Origin of the sequence: Streptomyces griseoaurantiacus (genome assembly GCF_036189845.1) — a bacterium.
Lineage (GTDB): Bacteria > Actinomycetota > Actinomycetes > Streptomycetales > Streptomycetaceae > Streptomyces > Streptomyces griseoaurantiacus.
In genome coordinates this window covers 2,581,666-2,596,963 of sequence record NZ_CP108326.1, presented here as the reverse complement: position 1 = coordinate 2,596,963, position 15,298 = coordinate 2,581,666, and the positions used below count along the sequence as shown (strand labels likewise).

The 15,298-nt window shown below is 72.0% G+C and carries 14 protein-coding genes and 1 tRNA gene; 4 read left to right on the top strand and 11 right to left on the bottom strand.

Annotation, left to right across the window (positions count from 1 at the left end; genetic code table 11):
* The first annotated feature begins 6 nt into the window (after positions 1-6).
* Positions 7-1,062, top strand: coding sequence for a LacI family DNA-binding transcriptional regulator (locus OHB09_RS11470; RefSeq protein WP_328921932.1), 1,056 nt, complete (start codon positions 7-9; stop codon positions 1,060-1,062).
* A gap of 112 nt (positions 1,063-1,174) precedes the next feature.
* Here OHB09_RS11470 and OHB09_RS11465 read toward each other — a convergent pair.
* The 4 genes from OHB09_RS11465 to OHB09_RS11450 form a co-directional block, all read right to left on the bottom strand.
* A tRNA-His gene (locus OHB09_RS11465) sits at positions 1,175-1,247 on the bottom strand.
* 127 nt (positions 1,248-1,374) lie between these two features.
* Positions 1,375-1,977 carry an oligoribonuclease gene (orn, locus tag OHB09_RS11460; RefSeq protein ID WP_006140638.1) on the bottom strand — a complete coding sequence of 201 codons (603 nt, stop codon included), beginning with the start codon at positions 1,975-1,977 and terminating at the stop codon, positions 1,375-1,377.
* A gap of 142 nt (positions 1,978-2,119) precedes the next feature.
* On the bottom strand, positions 2,120-3,403 hold the full coding sequence (locus OHB09_RS11455) for a GlxA family transcriptional regulator (RefSeq protein WP_093589153.1): 1,284 nt from the start codon (positions 3,401-3,403) through the stop codon (positions 2,120-2,122).
* A 387-nt stretch (positions 3,404-3,790) separates the two neighbouring features.
* Positions 3,791-4,246, bottom strand: coding sequence for a hypothetical protein (locus tag OHB09_RS11450; RefSeq protein ID WP_407077320.1), 456 nt, complete (start codon positions 4,244-4,246; stop codon positions 3,791-3,793).
* 382 nt (positions 4,247-4,628) lie between these two features.
* Between OHB09_RS11450 and OHB09_RS11445 the strand changes: the two genes are divergently transcribed.
* Together OHB09_RS11445 and OHB09_RS11440 are read left to right on the top strand one after the other, a co-directional pair.
* The gene (locus OHB09_RS11445; protein WP_006140632.1) at positions 4,629-5,156 is read left to right on the top strand and encodes a universal stress protein; all 528 of its coding nucleotides are present in this window, start codon (positions 4,629-4,631) and stop codon (positions 5,154-5,156) included.
* 130 nt (positions 5,157-5,286) lie between these two features.
* On the top strand, positions 5,287-5,856 hold the full coding sequence (locus OHB09_RS11440) for a GPR1/FUN34/YaaH family transporter (RefSeq protein ID WP_167794864.1): 570 nt from the start codon (positions 5,287-5,289) through the stop codon (positions 5,854-5,856).
* Between the two features lie 104 nt (positions 5,857-5,960).
* On the opposite strand, the gene OHB09_RS11435 is transcribed toward OHB09_RS11440, so the two are convergent.
* The 3 genes from OHB09_RS11435 to OHB09_RS11425 form a co-directional block, all read right to left on the bottom strand.
* The gene (locus tag OHB09_RS11435; RefSeq protein ID WP_234525527.1) at positions 5,961-6,662 is read right to left on the bottom strand and encodes a hypothetical protein; all 702 of its coding nucleotides are present in this window, start codon (positions 6,660-6,662) and stop codon (positions 5,961-5,963) included.
* Positions 6,663-6,775: 113 nt separating this feature from the next.
* The gene (glmS, locus tag OHB09_RS11430; protein WP_006140630.1) at positions 6,776-8,593 is read right to left on the bottom strand and encodes a glutamine--fructose-6-phosphate transaminase (isomerizing); all 1,818 of its coding nucleotides are present in this window, start codon (positions 8,591-8,593) and stop codon (positions 6,776-6,778) included.
* A 74-nt stretch (positions 8,594-8,667) separates the two neighbouring features.
* Positions 8,668-8,925 carry a hypothetical protein gene (locus tag OHB09_RS11425; RefSeq protein ID WP_006140629.1) on the bottom strand — a complete coding sequence of 86 codons (258 nt, stop codon included), beginning with the start codon at positions 8,923-8,925 and terminating at the stop codon, positions 8,668-8,670.
* Between the two features lie 168 nt (positions 8,926-9,093).
* Here OHB09_RS11425 and OHB09_RS11420 point away from each other — a divergent pair, with 168 nt between their 5' ends.
* Entirely contained in the window at positions 9,094-10,020 is a 927-nt protein-coding gene (locus OHB09_RS11420; protein WP_407077359.1) for an amidohydrolase family protein, read from the top strand.
* Between the two features lie 94 nt (positions 10,021-10,114).
* Here the strand turns inward: OHB09_RS11420 and OHB09_RS11415 are convergent, their stop codons facing one another.
* From OHB09_RS11415 to OHB09_RS11400, 4 genes are read right to left on the bottom strand one after another with little or no spacing between them, the layout of a single operon-like run.
* Positions 10,115-11,884, bottom strand: coding sequence for an IucA/IucC family protein (locus OHB09_RS11415; RefSeq protein WP_328921931.1), 1,770 nt, complete (start codon positions 11,882-11,884; stop codon positions 10,115-10,117).
* Complete coding sequence (locus tag OHB09_RS11410; RefSeq protein WP_006140625.1) at positions 11,881-12,435, bottom strand: GNAT family N-acetyltransferase; 555 nt, start codon at positions 12,433-12,435, stop codon at positions 11,881-11,883. Before OHB09_RS11410 ends, OHB09_RS11415 begins: the two co-directional genes overlap by 4 nt.
* The gene (locus OHB09_RS11405; RefSeq protein ID WP_328921930.1) at positions 12,432-13,715 is read right to left on the bottom strand and encodes a lysine N(6)-hydroxylase/L-ornithine N(5)-oxygenase family protein; all 1,284 of its coding nucleotides are present in this window, start codon (positions 13,713-13,715) and stop codon (positions 12,432-12,434) included. Before OHB09_RS11405 ends, OHB09_RS11410 begins: the two co-directional genes overlap by 4 nt.
* A complete protein-coding gene (locus OHB09_RS11400) occupies positions 13,699-15,141 on the bottom strand; it encodes a pyridoxal phosphate-dependent decarboxylase family protein (protein ID WP_191853130.1) in 1,443 nt (480 codons plus the stop codon). Before OHB09_RS11400 ends, OHB09_RS11405 begins: the two co-directional genes overlap by 17 nt.
* Positions 15,142-15,298: the final 157 nt, after the last annotated feature.

The window sequence follows — 15,298 nt, the reverse complement described above, 5'->3', positions numbered from 1 at the left end:
GCGACTATGGCGGTCAACGGTGGGCGGAGCCGGGGCGGTCGACGGCCCACCCTGGAGGAGGTCGCCGCCCGGGCCGGCGTGGGCCGCGGCACGGTCTCCCGGGTGATCAACGGGTCCCCCCGGGTCAGCGCCGCCACCCGCGCCGCCGTCGAGGCGGCCGTCGCCGAGCTGGGCTTCGTCCCCAACACCGCCGCCCGCGCACTCGCCGCCAACCGCACCGACGCCATCGCGCTGGTCGTCCCCGAGCCCGAGACCCGGTTCTTCGCCGAGCCGTACTTCTCCGACATGCTGCGCGGTGTGGGCGCCGAACTGTCCGACACGGAGATGCAGTTGCTGCTCATCTTCGCGGGCGGGGACCGTGAGCGCCGCCGGCTCGCCCAGTACCTGGCCGCGCACCGGGTGGACGGGGTGCTGCTGGTCTCCGTGCACGCCGACGATCCGCTGCCCGACCTGATCGCCCAGCTCGAGATCCCCGCCGTGATCAGCGGCCCGCGCTCCGGCGCGGAGACGCTCGCCTCGGTCGACTCGGACAACTACGCGGGCGCCCGCTCGGCCGTGGAGCACCTCCTGGCGGGCGGCCGCCGCACGATCGCCCACATCACCGGACTGCTCGCCGTCTACGGCGCCCAGCGGCGTCTGGACGGCTACCGGGAGGCCCTGCGGGACGCGGGACTCCCCGTCCACGAACACCTTGTGGAGCCGGGCGACTTCACCGAGGAGGGCGGCCGCCGGGCGATGTCGCGGCTGCTGGAGCGCACCCCGCACCTCGACGCGGTCTTCGCCGGCTCCGACGTCATGGCCGCCGGTGCCCGCCAGGTACTGCGCGAGGCGGGCCGCCGCATACCGGAGGACGTCGCCCTGATCGGCTACGACGACTCCGCGATCGCCCGCCACATGGATCCGCCGCTGACCAGCGTCCGCCAGCCGATCGAGGAGATGGGCCGGGCGATGATCGACCTCCTGCTGCACGAGATCGCCGCCCACCGCCTCCCGGGCGCCGTCCCCGCGGAACGCCGCCACGAGGTCCTGCCGACGGAACTGGTCGTCCGGGCGTCGTCGTAGAGGGCCCCGGGGCGGTACGCGGGGAACCCCGGCGGTTCCCGCCGGGGGAGGGAACGGGGTATGCGAAAGGCCGGTCACCCAGCGCTTCGGGTGACCGGCCTTTTCGAGAAAGGGTGAGTGACGGGACTCGAACCCGCGACATCCTGGACCACAACCAGGTGCTCTACCATCTGAGCTACACCCACCATGACCGACGGTTTCCCTGGTGTTCCACCGACCGGCCGAGAAAAAGTGTACAGGGTCCGCGGGGGTGCTCGCGCACGCCTTTTCGCGGGGGGTGTCCGGGGCCACCGCGGGGGCCGGACGCCCAGGTCAGTGGCCGGTGACCACGTGCTTCGCGGCGATGGTGCGGGCCGTGTCGGAATCCGGTCCGGGCTGCGGTACGAAGATCGCCTCCCGGTAGTAGCGCAGCTCCGCGATGGATTCCCGGATGTCCGCCAGCGCCCGGTGGTTGCCGTTCTTCTCGGGGCTGTTGAAGTAGGCCCGCGGGTACCAGCGCCGGGCCAGCTCCTTGACCGAACTGACGTCCACGATGCGGTAGTGGAGGTATTCCTCCAGCGAGGGCATGTCCCGGGCGAGGAAACCCCGGTCGGTGCCGACGGAGTTGCCGCACAGGGGGGCCTTGCGGGGCTCCTTGACGTGTTCGCGGACGTAGGCGAGCACCCGCTCCTCGGCGTCGGCCATCGTCGTGCCGGACGCCAGTTCGGACAGCAGGCCGGAGGAGGTGTGCATCTCGCGCACCACCTCGGGCATCGTCTCCAGCGCCTCGTCCGGCGGCCGGATGACGATGTCCACCCCCTCGCCCAGCACGTTCAGCTCGGAGTCGGTGACCAGCGCGGCCACCTCGATGAGCGCGTCGGAGGACAGCGAGAGACCCGTCATCTCGCAGTCGATCCACACCATGCGATCGTTCATGAGCCTTACCTTATGACCCCGCGGCGGCACGGCGGACCGCCCGTGCACGAGGGACGTGCGCACGGCACGCGCGGGCGGGGCGGGGCGGACCGTGCCGGACCGGGTCCGTACGGCCTGCCCCGCCCCGCCCGGGGAGCGCCTCCTACGGTGCGCCCCGCGAGCCCGGTACGCCCGCGCGGCCGCTGCCCGCGTAGTACATCTCCTGCGCGTGCCGGCCGGCTCCCGGCCCGTGGCCGTGCTCGGGCGCCGGGGCCGAGACGGAGGCCGCCGCGCCCAGGGCGTTCGCCGCCGCGGCACGCCGCGACTGCATCGGCAGCTGCGGAGGCTGATCCGGTGCCATCGGCTGCGGACCGCCGGGGCCCGCGACCGGACTCGGGACGCCCTCGGCCTCGGCCGGACGCTCACCCTGCGGCCGGCGCGCCCGGTAGGCCGCCCGGTACGCGGCCGGGGACGAGCCGAGCTGCCGCCGGAAGTGCCCGCGCAGCGCCACCGGCGAGCGGAAGCCGCAGCGGCCCGCGACCTCGTCGACCGAGTAGTCGGAGGTCTCCAGCAGCCGCTGTGCCTGCAGCACCCGCTGCGTGATCAGCCACTGCAGCGGCGCGCTGCCCGTGAGCGAACGGAACCGGCGGTCGAACGTGCGCCGGCTCATGTACGCGCGGGCAGCCAGCGTCTCCACGTCGAACTGCTCGTGGAGGTGCTCCAGGGCCCAGGCGACGACCTCGGCGAGCGGGTCGGCGCCGATCTCCTCCGGTAAAGAGCGGTCCAGGTAGCGCTCCTGCCCGCCGCTGCGGCGCGGTGGCACCACCAGCCGGCGGGCCAGCGCGCCGGCCGCCTCGTTGCCGTGGTCGGAGCGCACGATGTGCAGGCACAGGTCGATGCCGGCGGCCGTGCCCGCGCTGGTCAGGACGTCGCCGTCGTCCACGAAGAGCTCACGGGGATCGACGTGCACCGACGGGTAGCGCTTGGCCAGCGTCGGCGCGTACATCCAGTGCGTGGTGGCCGGGCGGCCGTCGAGCAGGCCGGCCGCGGCCAGCACGAAGGCGCCGGTGCACAGTCCGACGATCCGCGCGCCTTCCTCGTGCGCCCGGCGCAGTGCGTCGAGCGCCTCCTCCGGCGGCGGAGAAGTGATCGAACGCCAGGCCGGTACGACGACCGTGCCGGCCCGTGATATCGCCTCCAGCCCATGTGGTGCGGTGAGTTCGAGGCCCCCCGTGGTCCGCAGCGGGCCCTCCTCGCCACCGCACACCAGCAGGCGGTAGCGCGGCACGCCGGCGTCCTGACGGTCGATCCCGAACACCGACAGCGGTATGGAACTCTCGAAGATGGGGCCGCCGCTGAACAGCAGCACAGCGACGATCTCCTTGCGGCGGCGTCCGGAGAGTTTCCGGACCGCGGCTTCCGGCGCGGCAGTGGAGTCGTGGCTCATACTGCTAAGCCCCCCTCGGTGGTCGCGGCGCCCTCCATGCTTCGGGTCTGTCGCTCCAACACGTTTCCCCTCGGTCCAGCACGAGTCCCCCGCCGTAAGACAGTCATGATCGAATCTACTGCTTCGGGTGGTGCCGGCGTGACCGGTTCACCATCCGGCGAATTGTCGACATGGCAACTTGGCGTAAAGCATTCGATCACGAAGCGTTGCACTCGTGGGCCGTGCAGGGAAGTGCGCCTCGTCCCGGTGGCCGGTCCCCATAGGGTGCGCGCGCCTCCCCAGACCCTTTCGGTGCAGGTCGAACGGGCTGTGGGGGGGTCTGTGAGGGGTGTGTGCGCATGGCCGGGAAGTTGGCCGAAAACATGCGGGCGCGTGCGCGGAAACCGGTCAGTCGACCGGCGTATTTCGGCGGTTCCGGCGACCGCCCCTGTGCGCCCCCTGGGACGCTCCGGCGTGAGCCGGCCGGCGGGTGCGCGCGTGGGCGGCCTGGCGCCCCGCCGGGCCGGTCCGGGGCCCGAGGGATCCGCGGGGTTCCTCGGACGCGTGCGCGGGACGGGGCCGGTGGGCCCGCAGTGCCTCCAGGGCGGCCTGTGCGGCGTGCCGCTCGGAGCGGCGCAGCAGGGCGCGGCAGGCGGCGGTGACGGCCGCGAGCCCCAGGGCGGCGCCGGTGGCGCCGGCCAGCGAGGTGCCGTACCAGACGAGGACGAGGGGGACCAGGACGCAACTGAAGGCGGCCCAGCGGACGAGATCGCCGACGGTGTCCTGAGGGGGGCCGGCCACGGGGGAGCGGGGCCGGGTGCGGGCGCGCGGGCGGCGGCCGTGGGACGGGCGGGGTGCGGGCAACAAGGGCTCCCTGGGGCGATGGCTCACGGGGTTCAACGCGGGGCGGCGGCAGCGGTCACTGCGATGATCGGGTTCCGCTTCCGGTGGAGGCGTCCGAAACGCGCTCGATGTCCGGGAAGGTGCTGTGGAGCCGGTGTGAAGCGCTCGTGGTGACGCCTGTAAGGGGCAGGGACCGTTGCGCCGGGGGCGGTGGCTCGTGCATGCTCCGGGGAACCCCGCGCGGCCAGTGCGGGAGCCGGGCCCGTTCCCTGGGCCGGGAAGGCGTGCCGCCGTACTCTTTGGGGTATGGGCCGGGGAAGATGTTTCCCGGACAGCTCCGCCGTGCACCGTCGTCTTCCCGCACACCGCCGTCCCCGACGAGGATCACAACGCCGAGACACTCATGGCCGGTCACGAATTCTTCGAACCCGCGGACCGCAAGCGGTCGGTCGCCGAGCCCGCCTCGGTCGACCCCTTGGCGTCGGACGAGAGCCGCACGCCCTGCGACCCCGCGTTCCAGCACGGGGTGGTCGTCGGCTTCGACGGCTCCACCTCCAGTGAGCGCGCCCTCTCCTACGCGATCGGCATGGCCCAGCGCATCCGCTCGGGCCTGATCATCGTCCACGTCGCCAACCGGCTGCCCACCACGGTGTGGGCGGGCTGCGAGCCGCCGGTCTTCGTCGACGTCCCCGACCACCGCACCGAGGTGCTGGGCCTCGAACTGGCCTGCGCGGACTACCTGGCCGAGGTGCCCTGGATCCTCGTCGAGCGCGGGGGCGACATCTGCCACGAACTCGAGGAGGTCGGGCAGGAGTACGCGGCGGACGCGATCGTCGTCGGCTCCACGCACGGCCTCGTGGGCCGGCTGTTCGGCTCGGTCGCGGGCCGTCTGGCCAAGCGTGCCCGGCGCCCGGTGGTCGTCATTCCCTGAGCGGGGCCGGGCCCGCGAGGACACCCCTGACGCGTGGTGAAGTTACCCGCACGTAGAGGTGTTTGTGCGCATGTGAAGGGCATATACCGGGCACGCACGACTTCACAAGCGCGCATGAAGGGAGCCCGTCGTGGACAATGACGTCTCCGCGGGAAGCAGCACGACCACCGTCGCCGGCCGACTCGCCCTGGGGATCACCCTGTTGGCCTTCGGCCTCGGCCACACCGATGTGATCGACGGCGTCACGGCGGCCAACGCCGTCACACTCGCCCACTATGTGGGAGGGGTCGCCCTCTTCCTCGTCGGCCTGCTGGCCTTCCGCGAGCACGACACCGGCAACGGCACCGCCTTCGCGGCGCTCGGCGCCCTGTGGTTCACCTGGGCCGTCTCGGCCGGAAACCAGGTCTCCGACAACGCGGCCGGACTGTTCCTGCTGCTCTTCGCCCTCGTGACCCTGACCCTGACCCTCGGCGCGGCCGGCGACGCGCTCGGCCAGGGCACCTATGGTCTGTTCTTCGTCTCCCTGGTGCTGCTCGCGATATCCGTCCTCGCCGGCAGCGACGCCCTCGGCAAGGTCGGCGGCTGGTTCGCCGTGGCGGCCGGCGCGGTCGCCTGGTACGCGGCGACGGCGGTGCTCGCGCACTGGCCGACGGACGTGCGGCGCGGGGTGGCCGGCCGTCGTGTGACGGCGACGGGCTGACCGCCGCCCGGTCCCGGGCCGGGGCGGTTCCCGGGACCGCCGAGGACGGGGCCCGCGCGGCGGTCGCGTCGTGCGGGCCCCGTCCCCGAGGGCAGGGCCCGGGGTCAGGACCCGGTGGGCAGCGCCTCGTGCACGAAGAGGAGCGTGCAGCCGGTCCTGCTGAAGGTCTGGTGCTCCACGGGGAAGGGATAGTCGACGAAGTCGCCCGCGGCCCGGCGCGCGGTGTGCCGGCTCCCGTCGGGCAGGACCCATTCGTCGTCGGCCTCGCCGTCGAGGAAGAGGAACCGGTGCGCCGTGCGGTGCGGATGCCGGGGTGCGAAGGATCCCGGCTCGAAGTGGGCCAGTCCCAGGACCCGTTCGTCGAAGTTCTCGTCCGGCACCACGTCGAGGAGGAGCCGGGACCACTGCCCAGGCCCCGTCGACTGCCACCCCCGCGGACCGAACACGTCCTCGGCGGGCGCCCCCAGCCGGCTGCCGGACAGCACGAGGGCGAGCGCGCCCTCGGCGCTGGTCACGTCCGCCCCGTCGGCCGGGGGCAGTGCGGCGTAGGCGCCCTTGCGCCGGAGCCGGGGCTCCTCCCCGTCGGCCTCCGGGAACGAGAGGGCGCCGTCCAGCACGAGTATCCGGTCCTCCGCGGAACCGGCGAGCCGCGAGGCGCCGCCCGCGGGCAGCCGCAGCAGTGCGAAGGAGTCACCGCTCCCGGCGGAACCGAGCAGTTCCTTCGTCCAGGCCGGCTCCGTGCCGTCCCCCGTGCCGGGGGCCGGCACCCAGCCCCCGGGCCCAAAGGCCCCTGTGTGACTCGTCATCGCCACGCTCCCTCGCGTCCTCGTCCAGCCGGCCCCCACGGACGTGGAGGCCGGTCCCCCCGCGGTGAGCACCACGGTAAGCGATCAAGGACGAGGAAAAGCGGGCGCGTCGTCTACTCCACGGTCACCGACTTCGCCAGGTTGCGCGGCTTGTCGATGTCCCGGCCCAGCGCCAACGCGGTGTGGTAGGCGAGGAGTTGCAGCGGGATGCCCATCAGGATCGGGTCCAGCTCGTCCTCGTTCTTCGGCACGAGGAGCGTCTGGTCGGCCTTCGGCTGCTCCTGGTGCGCCACGGCGAGGATCCTGCCGCTGCGGGCCTTGATCTCCTCCAGCGCCGCCCGGTTCTTCTCGAGCAGGTCGTCGTCCGGCACGATCGCGACGGTGGGCAGCGCCGGCTCGATCAGCGCCAGCGGCCCGTGCTTCAGCTCGGAGGCCGGGTACGCCTCCGCGTGGATGTAGGAGACCTCCTTGAGCTTCAGCGAGGCCTCGCGGGCCACCGGGTAGCCCCGGACGCGGCCGATGAAGAGCATCGAGCGGGCCTCGGCGTAACTCTCGGCCAGCCGCTTGATCTCCTCCTCCTGCTTCATGATCTCGTTGATCTGCCCCGGCAGCCGCCGCAGTCCCTCGATGATCCGCCTGCCGTCGCGCACCGAGAGGTCCCGGGTGCGGCCCAGGTGCAGCGCGAGCAGCGCGAAGGCCACGGTGGTGTTGGTGAAGCACTTCGTGGACACCACGCACACCTCGGGCCCGGCGTGCACGTAGATGCCGCCGTCGGCCTCGCGGGCGATGGCCGAGCCCACGACGTTGACCACGCCGAGCACCCGCGCGCCCTTGCGCTTCAGCTCCTGCACGGCCGCCAGCACGTCGTAGGTCTCACCGGACTGGGAGACGGCCACGTAGAGCGTGTCCGGGTCCACGACCGCGTTGCGGTAGCGGAACTCGGAGGCCGGCTCGGCGTCGGCGGGGATGCGGGCCAGCTCCTCGATCATCTGGGCGCCGATCATGCCGGCGTGGTAGGAGGTGCCGCAGCCCAGGATCTTCACCCGGCGCACCGCGCGCGCCTCGCGGGCGCCGAGGTTGAGGCCGCCCAGGTGCACGGTGGAGAACCGGTCGTCGATGCGGCCGCGCAGCACGCGGTCGACCGCCTCGGCCTGCTCGTGGATCTCCTTGTGCATGTAGGTGTCGTGGCCGCCCATGTCGTAGGACTCGGCCTCCCACTCCACCGTGGTCGGCTCGGCCGTGGTGCGGGTGCCCTCGGTGGTGTAGGTGCGGAAGTCGTCCGCCTTGAGGGTGGCCATCTCGCCGTCGTCCAGCGTGACTATCTGACGGGTGTGGGTGACGAGCGCGGCCACGTCGGAGGCGACGAACATCTCCTTCTCGCCGATGCCGAGCACGACCGGGGAGCCGTTGCGGGCGACCACGATGCGGTCGGGGAAGTCGGCGTGCATGACGGCGATGCCGTAGGTGCCCTCGACGAGGCGCAGCGCCTCGCGCACCTTGTCCTCCAGCTCCGCCGCCTCGGAGCGGGCGACGAGGTGGGTGAGGACCTCGGTGTCGGTCTCGGAGAGGAACTCGACGCCGTCCGCCTCGAGCTTCTTCCGCAGGTCGGCGGCATTGTCGATGATGCCGTTGTGGACGACGGCGACCTTGCTGTCGGCCGACAGGTGCGGGTGCGCGTTCTCGTCGGAGGGGGCGCCGTGGGTGGCCCAGCGGGTGTGGGCGATGCCGACGGTGCCCTTGAAGCGCGCGGGGACCTTGGCCTCCAGGTCACGCACCCGGCCCTTGGCCTTGACCATCTTCAGGCCGCTGGCCTTGGGGCTGGTGACGACGATGCCCGCCGAGTCGTAGCCCCGGTACTCCAGGCGCTGCAGACCTTCCAGGAGCAGGGGCGCCACGTCGCGCCTTCCGATGTATCCGACGATTCCGCACATATGTGGCCTTATGTCCCTTGCTGTCGGTCGGTTCGGTTGCCGTGTGCTCGTGTGCTCGTGTGCCGCCGGGCCGGTCAGCCGTAGACGATGCGGCGCAGCTGGCGCAGTGTGAGGTCCGGCGGTGACACCGCGCGGTACTTCAGGTCCGCCTCTATCCGCTCGAAGATGGACGCGTTGACCAGCCCCTGCGCCTGGAGTTCGCGGTGCCGGCGGCGGACGTACATCTCGGTCGTCTCGTCGAAGTAGGCGAGCACGTCCTGGACCACGCGCAGCGCCTCGCCCCGGCTCAGGGGCGTGGACCGCGTCAGATGGTCGACAAGTTCCTCGTGCACCCGGTAGATCCTGGGGTAAGCCCGGGAGATCCGCAAGAATCCTGCCCGATTTCGGGCAGAGTGCCGCCCTCTTCACGTCGGTACTGGTATGGCACCGACAATGGGGCGGCAGTGCTGGGTCGGTGGAGAGGTGTGTGACGCCAGGTGGGTGCGCCCCGTGCGGTCGGGATGGGTGGGATGGGCGAGAGGGGTGAGAGGGGCGGGCCGGGCGTGAGCGGGGAGAGCGCCGAGGTGTGCCGCTTCTGGGGCGGCCTCGGGCTGCCCGGGCTGATCGACGTGCACACCCACTTCATGCCCGAGCGCGTCCTGCGCAAGGTGTGGGACTACTTCGACGCCAACGGCCCGCTGGTCGGCGGCCGGGCCTGGCCGATCACCTACCGCGCCGAGGAGGCCGAACGCACCGCCCGGCTGCGGGAGTTCGGCGTACGGGCCTTCACCTCGATGCTCTACCCGCACAAACCGGGCATGGCCGAGTGGCTGAACGGCTGGGCGGCCGGGTTCGCCCGCCGCACCCCCGACTGCCTGCACACCGCCACCTTCCACCCCGAACCCGGCGTCGAGACCTACGTCCGCGAGGCCGTCGAGGCGGGTGCCCGGGTGTTCAAGGCCCATGTGCAGGTCGGGGCGTACGATCCCGCCGACCCACGGCTGACGCCGGTGTGGGGGCTGCTCGCGGAGGCCGGGGTACCGGTGGTGGTCCACTGCGGCTCCGGGCCCGCGCCCGGCAAGCACACCGGACCCGAACCCGTGGCCCGGGTGCTCGCCCGGCACCCGCGGCTGCGGCTGGTCGTCGCGCATCTGGGGATGCCCGAGTACGAGGAGTTCCTCGGCCTGGCCGAGCGGTATCCGCAGGTGCGGCTCGACACCACGATGGCGTTCACCGACTTCACCGAGGACTTCATGCCGTTCCCGGCGCGGGCCCTGCCCCGCCTCGCGGACCTCGGCGACCGGATACTGCTCGGCACCGACTTCCCCAACATCCCCTATCCCTATCTGCACCAGCTCCAGGCCCTGGAGCGCCTGGGCCTCGGACCCGACTGGCTGCGCGCGGTGTGCCACGACAACGCGGCCCGGCTCTTCGGCCTCCCCGGCTGAGGCGTCCGCCCGGAACCGCGTCCCGGACCCGCCCGGAACCGCGACCGCGACCGCGTCCCGGGGGACCGTCCCGGGACGCGGTCGCGGTTCCGGCTCAGCGGCCGGCGAGCGGGTTGGCGAGCGTGCCCACCAGTTGCAGGGCCGCCGAAGGGTCCGAGAGGTCCACCATCTGGCGGTTGTCGCGGAGCTGGAGGCGGTTGAGGCAGGACAGGGCGAACTCGGGGGCGAACATGTCGTACCGGCGGAACTTCTCCGCCAGTTCCGGCACGCTCTCCTGATACGCGCGCACCACCTCGGCCACCGTCCGCCAGAAGTCGTCCTCCGTCAGGACCGCCGCGTCGGCGAGGATCGGGGCGAGGAAGCGGAAGAAGCAGTCGAAGACGTCCGTGAAGAGGCACAGCGCCTTCTGGTCCTCGGGCACGTCGACGCGGATGCGGTCCACCCCGGGCGGGAGCACCGCGCCCGGGTCCATGACCACGATCTCCTCCGCGATGTCCTTGTGGATCGCGCGGCGGACCGCCCCGTCCTTCAGCACCAGGATGACGTTCTCGCCGTGCGGCATGAACGCGAGGTCGTAGGCGTAGAAGGAGTGCAGCAGCGGGGTGAGGTAGGCGCGCAGATAGCCGCGCAGCCACTCCCGCGCGGGCAGCCCCGAGCGGTCGACCAGGGCGGCGGCGAAGGAGCCGCCCTCGTGGTCCACGTGCAGCAGGGAGGCCATCGTGGCGGTGGTCTCGCCCTCCTCCAGCGAGGGGACCGGGCTCTCCCGCCACAGCGCGGCGAGCATCTTGCGGTACGGGGAGTACCGGTCGGTGGCCGCCTCGTACTCCAGGTGCCGGTAGCCGACGGCCGCCCGCTCGCGGATGACCGAGACGCCGGTGGCCTTCAGCACGGGGTCGCCCTCGACGAGCCGGGCCAGCCAGTCGTTGATCGCCGGGGTCGCCTCCATGTACGCCGCCGACAGACCCCGCATGAAGCCCATGTTCAGGACCGACAGCGCGGTCTTGACGTAGTGCTTGCGGGGGTGGCTCGTGTTGAAGAAGGTCCGGATGGACTGCTGGGCCAGGTACTCGTCCTCGCTCTCGCCCAGGCACACCAGGTTCCGGCGGGCGACCTCGGCGGCGAAGGTGACGGAGAGCTTGTTCCACCACTGCCAGGGGTGGACGGGCAGGAGGAGGTAGTCGGCCGGGTCGAGGCCCTGGGCGCGCAGGGTGTCCTCGAAGCGGGCGAGCGTCGCCGCGCCCAGTTCCCCGCGCACGAAGGACTCGTAGGCGATGCCCTCGCCGGCCGTGAACGCCGCCCGGGAGCGGTGCGCCGCGAGCCACACCAGGCGGACCGGGCTCGCGGTCTCCGGCGCGTAGGACAGGTACTCGTGGACGCCGAAGCCGAGCCGCCCGTTGTTCGCGACGAAGCAGGGGTGGCCCTCGGTCATGCCGGTCTCCACCTCCTGGAAGGAGGCGCGGGCCAGCTCGGCGGCGGTGACCGGTGGTTTGGCGAGCTTGTAGCAGGTGCTGGAGAGGGTGGAGGAGATCTCCTCCAGGTAGACCGGCAGGATCGCCTCGCTCAGCCCCAGCGTGCCGCGCATCTCGATGAAGAAGTCGAGCGCGTCGAGTGGGAGTTCGGCGCCCTCGCGGTGGCGGGTGACGGAGTCGGCGTCCACCGTCCAGTGGTCGAGGGCGTGGCGGCGGGCGGTGAAGCGGTAGGCCGTGCGGCCGTCGTCGCTGCGGACGAGGTAGCCCTCGCCGTCCGCCTCGGGGGTGAGCAGCCGCTCGTGGGCGAACTCGGCGAGCGCCTTGCGGAGCAGCAGCCGGTTGGCCCGCTCCCAGTGCGCGGGGGTCAGGTGGGACACGGCGTCGGAGAGGCTCATCGGACGGCCACCGCCTGCTCGAAGCGCTCCCGGGTGCAGAAGCTGAGCAGCGCCCGCTTCTCGGGCTTCTCGATCTCCCGCTCGGGCACGAAGCCGACGGCCGCGTTGAGGGCCTGGACGGCCGTGTTGCGCACGTCGGGCTCGACCACGACCCGGGTGGTGGCCGGGTCCTCGAAGAGGTGCCGCATGACGGCGGTGAGGACCGCGCGGGTGAAGCCGTGCACGGGCCGGTCGGTCGGGGCGACCAGGAAGTGCATGCCGACGTCGCCCGGTTCGGGCTCGTAGAGGCCGGCCAGCTCGCGGTGGGCGGGGTCGTACCGCTCCATCAGGAACGCCGGGACGTCCTCGTGCAGGCCGAGGAAGGCCTCGTGGTACGGGTCGGCGGCGATCTCCATGTACGCGCGCTCGACGTCCTCCAGGCGGGCGTCCTGCATCATCCAGAACGCGGACTTGGGGTGGGTGACCCAGCCGTGCAGCAGTTCGGCCTCGCGCAGCGGGTCGAGGGGGCGCAGGGTGAGGGTGCCCACGGCACCGGCGGTGTGCGTGCTCATACGGCGAACTCCTGGAACGCGATCGACTTCTCCACGGGGTAGTACTCCCGGCCGAGCAGCTCCCGGATGATGACGCTGTTGCGGTAGGGGCCCATGCCCAGGTCGGGGGAGGTGACCGAGTGGGCGTGGACGCCGGCGTTCTGCAGGAAGACGCCGTTGCCGGTGACGTCGATCGCGTAGGTGCGCGAGACGTCGAAGTTGCCCCGCGAGTCCTGGCGCAGCCGGTCGGCGACCGGGGCGAGGAAGTCCGGTGCGCGGTAGCGGTAGCCGGTGGCGAGGACCAGGCCCTCGGAGCGCAGCTCGAAGTCCTTGCCCTGCTCCTCCTGCCGGAAGCCGAGGACGTAGCCGCCCTCCTCGTGCCGGGCGCTGGTGAGGGAGGAGTTGGTGAGCAGCCGGGTGGGGACGGCGCCGCCGAGGTTCTTCCGGTACAGCGTGTCGAAGATCTCGTCGATCAGGGCCCCGTCGATGCCCTTGAACAGGCCCTTCTGCCGCTCGGTGAGGCGGTAGCGGGTGTCCTCGGGCAGCGCGTGGAAGTAGTCGACGTACTCCGGTGAGGTCATCTCCAGGGTGAGCTTGGTGTACTCCAGCGGGAAGAAGCGCGGGGAGCGGGTGACCCAGTTGAGCCGGTAGCCGTGCACGTCGATCTCGCCGAGCAGGTCGTGGTAGATCTCGGCGGCGGACTGGCCGCTGCCGACCAGCGTGATCGACTTCTTGCGCACCAGCTCGGAACGGTGCTCCAGGTAGCGGGAGTTGTGGATCCAGTCGCCCGGCAGGTCGCGGCACGGCTCGGGGACGTGGGGCGGGGTGCCGGTGCCGAGGACCAGCCGGCGGGCGAGGTGGACGTCGCCGGTGCCGGTGCGCACCCGGTAGAGCGCGTCCGCCTCCTCGTACGTCACCTCGGTGACGGTGGTGCCGTAGCGGACGCTGCTGAGCTGCGCCGCGGCCCAGCGGCAGTAGTCGTCGTACTCGACGCGCAGCGGGTAGAAGTTCTCCCGGATGTAGAAGGAGTACAGCCGCCCGGACTCCTTGAGGTAGTTGAGGAAGGAGTACGGGGAGGTGGGGTCGGCCAGGGTGACCAGGTCCGACATGAACGGGGTCTGGAGGTGGGCCCCGTCGAGGAACATCCCGGAGTGCCAGGAGAAGGCGGGCTTCGACTCCAGGAAGAGGCCGTTCAGCTCGGCGATCGGCTCGGTGAGGCAGGCCAGGCCGAGGTTGAAGGGGCCGAGTCCTATGCCGATGAAGTCGTGCACGGTGTCCGGGTGGTCAGCAGGCGCGGTCAAGGGAGTCTCCCAGGTACTGCTCGGCGTGGCCGGCGATCAGGTCGAGGACGGCGGCGATGTCGTCGGTGCGCGTCTCGGGGTTGAGGAGGGTGAACTTCAGGTAGTGGCGGCCGTTCACCTTGGTGCCGGCGACCACGGCGTCGCCGGAGGCGAACAGGGCCTTGCGGGCGTACAGGTTGGCGCGGTCGACGGCGGCGGGGTCGGTGACGGCGGCCGGGATGTAGCGGAAGACGAGGGTGGACAGGCTGGGGGCCACGACGACGTCGTAGCGCGGGTCGGCGGCGAGCATCCGCCAGCCCTCGGCGGCCAGGTCGCACACCTCGTCGAAGAGCTCGCCGATGCCGTCGGCGCCCATCACGCGCAGGGTGAGCCAGAGCTTGAGCGCGTCGAAGCGGCGGGTGGTCTGCAGGGACTTGTCGACCTGGTTGGGGATGCGCTCGGCGACCATCCGGCGCGGGTTGAGGTACTCCGCGTGGTAGGTGGCGTGCCGCAGGGTGTCGCCGTCGCGGACCAGGACGGCGGAGGAACTCACCGGCTGGAAGAAGGACTTGTGGTAGTCGACGGTGACGGAGTCGGCGTGCTCGATGCCGGCCAGCCGGTCCCGCCTGCGGCGCGAGACCAGCAGTCCGCAGCCGTAGGCGGCGTCCACGTGCAGCCAGGTCGCGTACCGGGCGCACAGTTCGGCGATCCCGGGGAGCGGGTCGATGGAGCCGAAGTCGGTGGTGCCCGCGGTGGCGACCACGGCCATCGGGACGAGTCCGGCGTTCCGGCACTCCTCCAGCTCCCGGGAGAGGGCCGCGGTGCGCATCCGCTTGTCGCGGTCGACGGGCACGGAGACGACGGCCTCCGGGGCGAGACCGAGCAGTTTCGCCGATTTCCGCACGCTGAAGTGGCTCACCTCGGAGGCGAAGACGCGCAGTCTCGCGAGGTCCTCGGTCTTGGCCTCCTCGCGGGCCAGCAGCAGGGCCTGGAGGTTGGACTGGGTGCCGCCGGAGGTGAACACCCCGTCGGCGGCGGGGCCGAGGCCGATCCGCTCGGCGGTCCAGTCGATGAGCCTGCGCTCGATGAGGGTGCCGCCGGCCGACTGGTCCCAGGTGTCCAGCGAGGAGTTGACGGCGGACAGCACGGCCTCGCCGACCAGGGCCGGCAGCACGACCGGGCAGTTGAGGTGGGCGAGGTACCGGGGGTGGTGGAAGTAGACCGCGTCCCGCAGGTAGACCTCCTCCAACTCGTCCAGTGCGGCGGCGGTGTCGCCCAGCGGGCGGTCGAGGTCGACGGCGTCGACGACGGCGGAGAGGGCGTCGACGGTGACTCCGGTGAACGGACGGTCGGCGGCGGCGATGCGGGTCGCCACCCGTTCGACTCCCTCGGTGACCGAGCGGCGGTACCGCTCCGCGGTCGTGTGGGTGAGCAGCTGCGAGCGCATGTGGGGGCCCTCCGAGACGGCTTCAACTTAGGTTAGCCTAACCTAAGTTTGACGTCTCGTTGTCCGGCGGAAGTGAGGACGATCACGTCGCCGGGAGGGAGAGGGGGCGAGGCGCGGCGGGAGCCGCCCGGCCCTCGCGCGCAAGGGCCACCCCGCC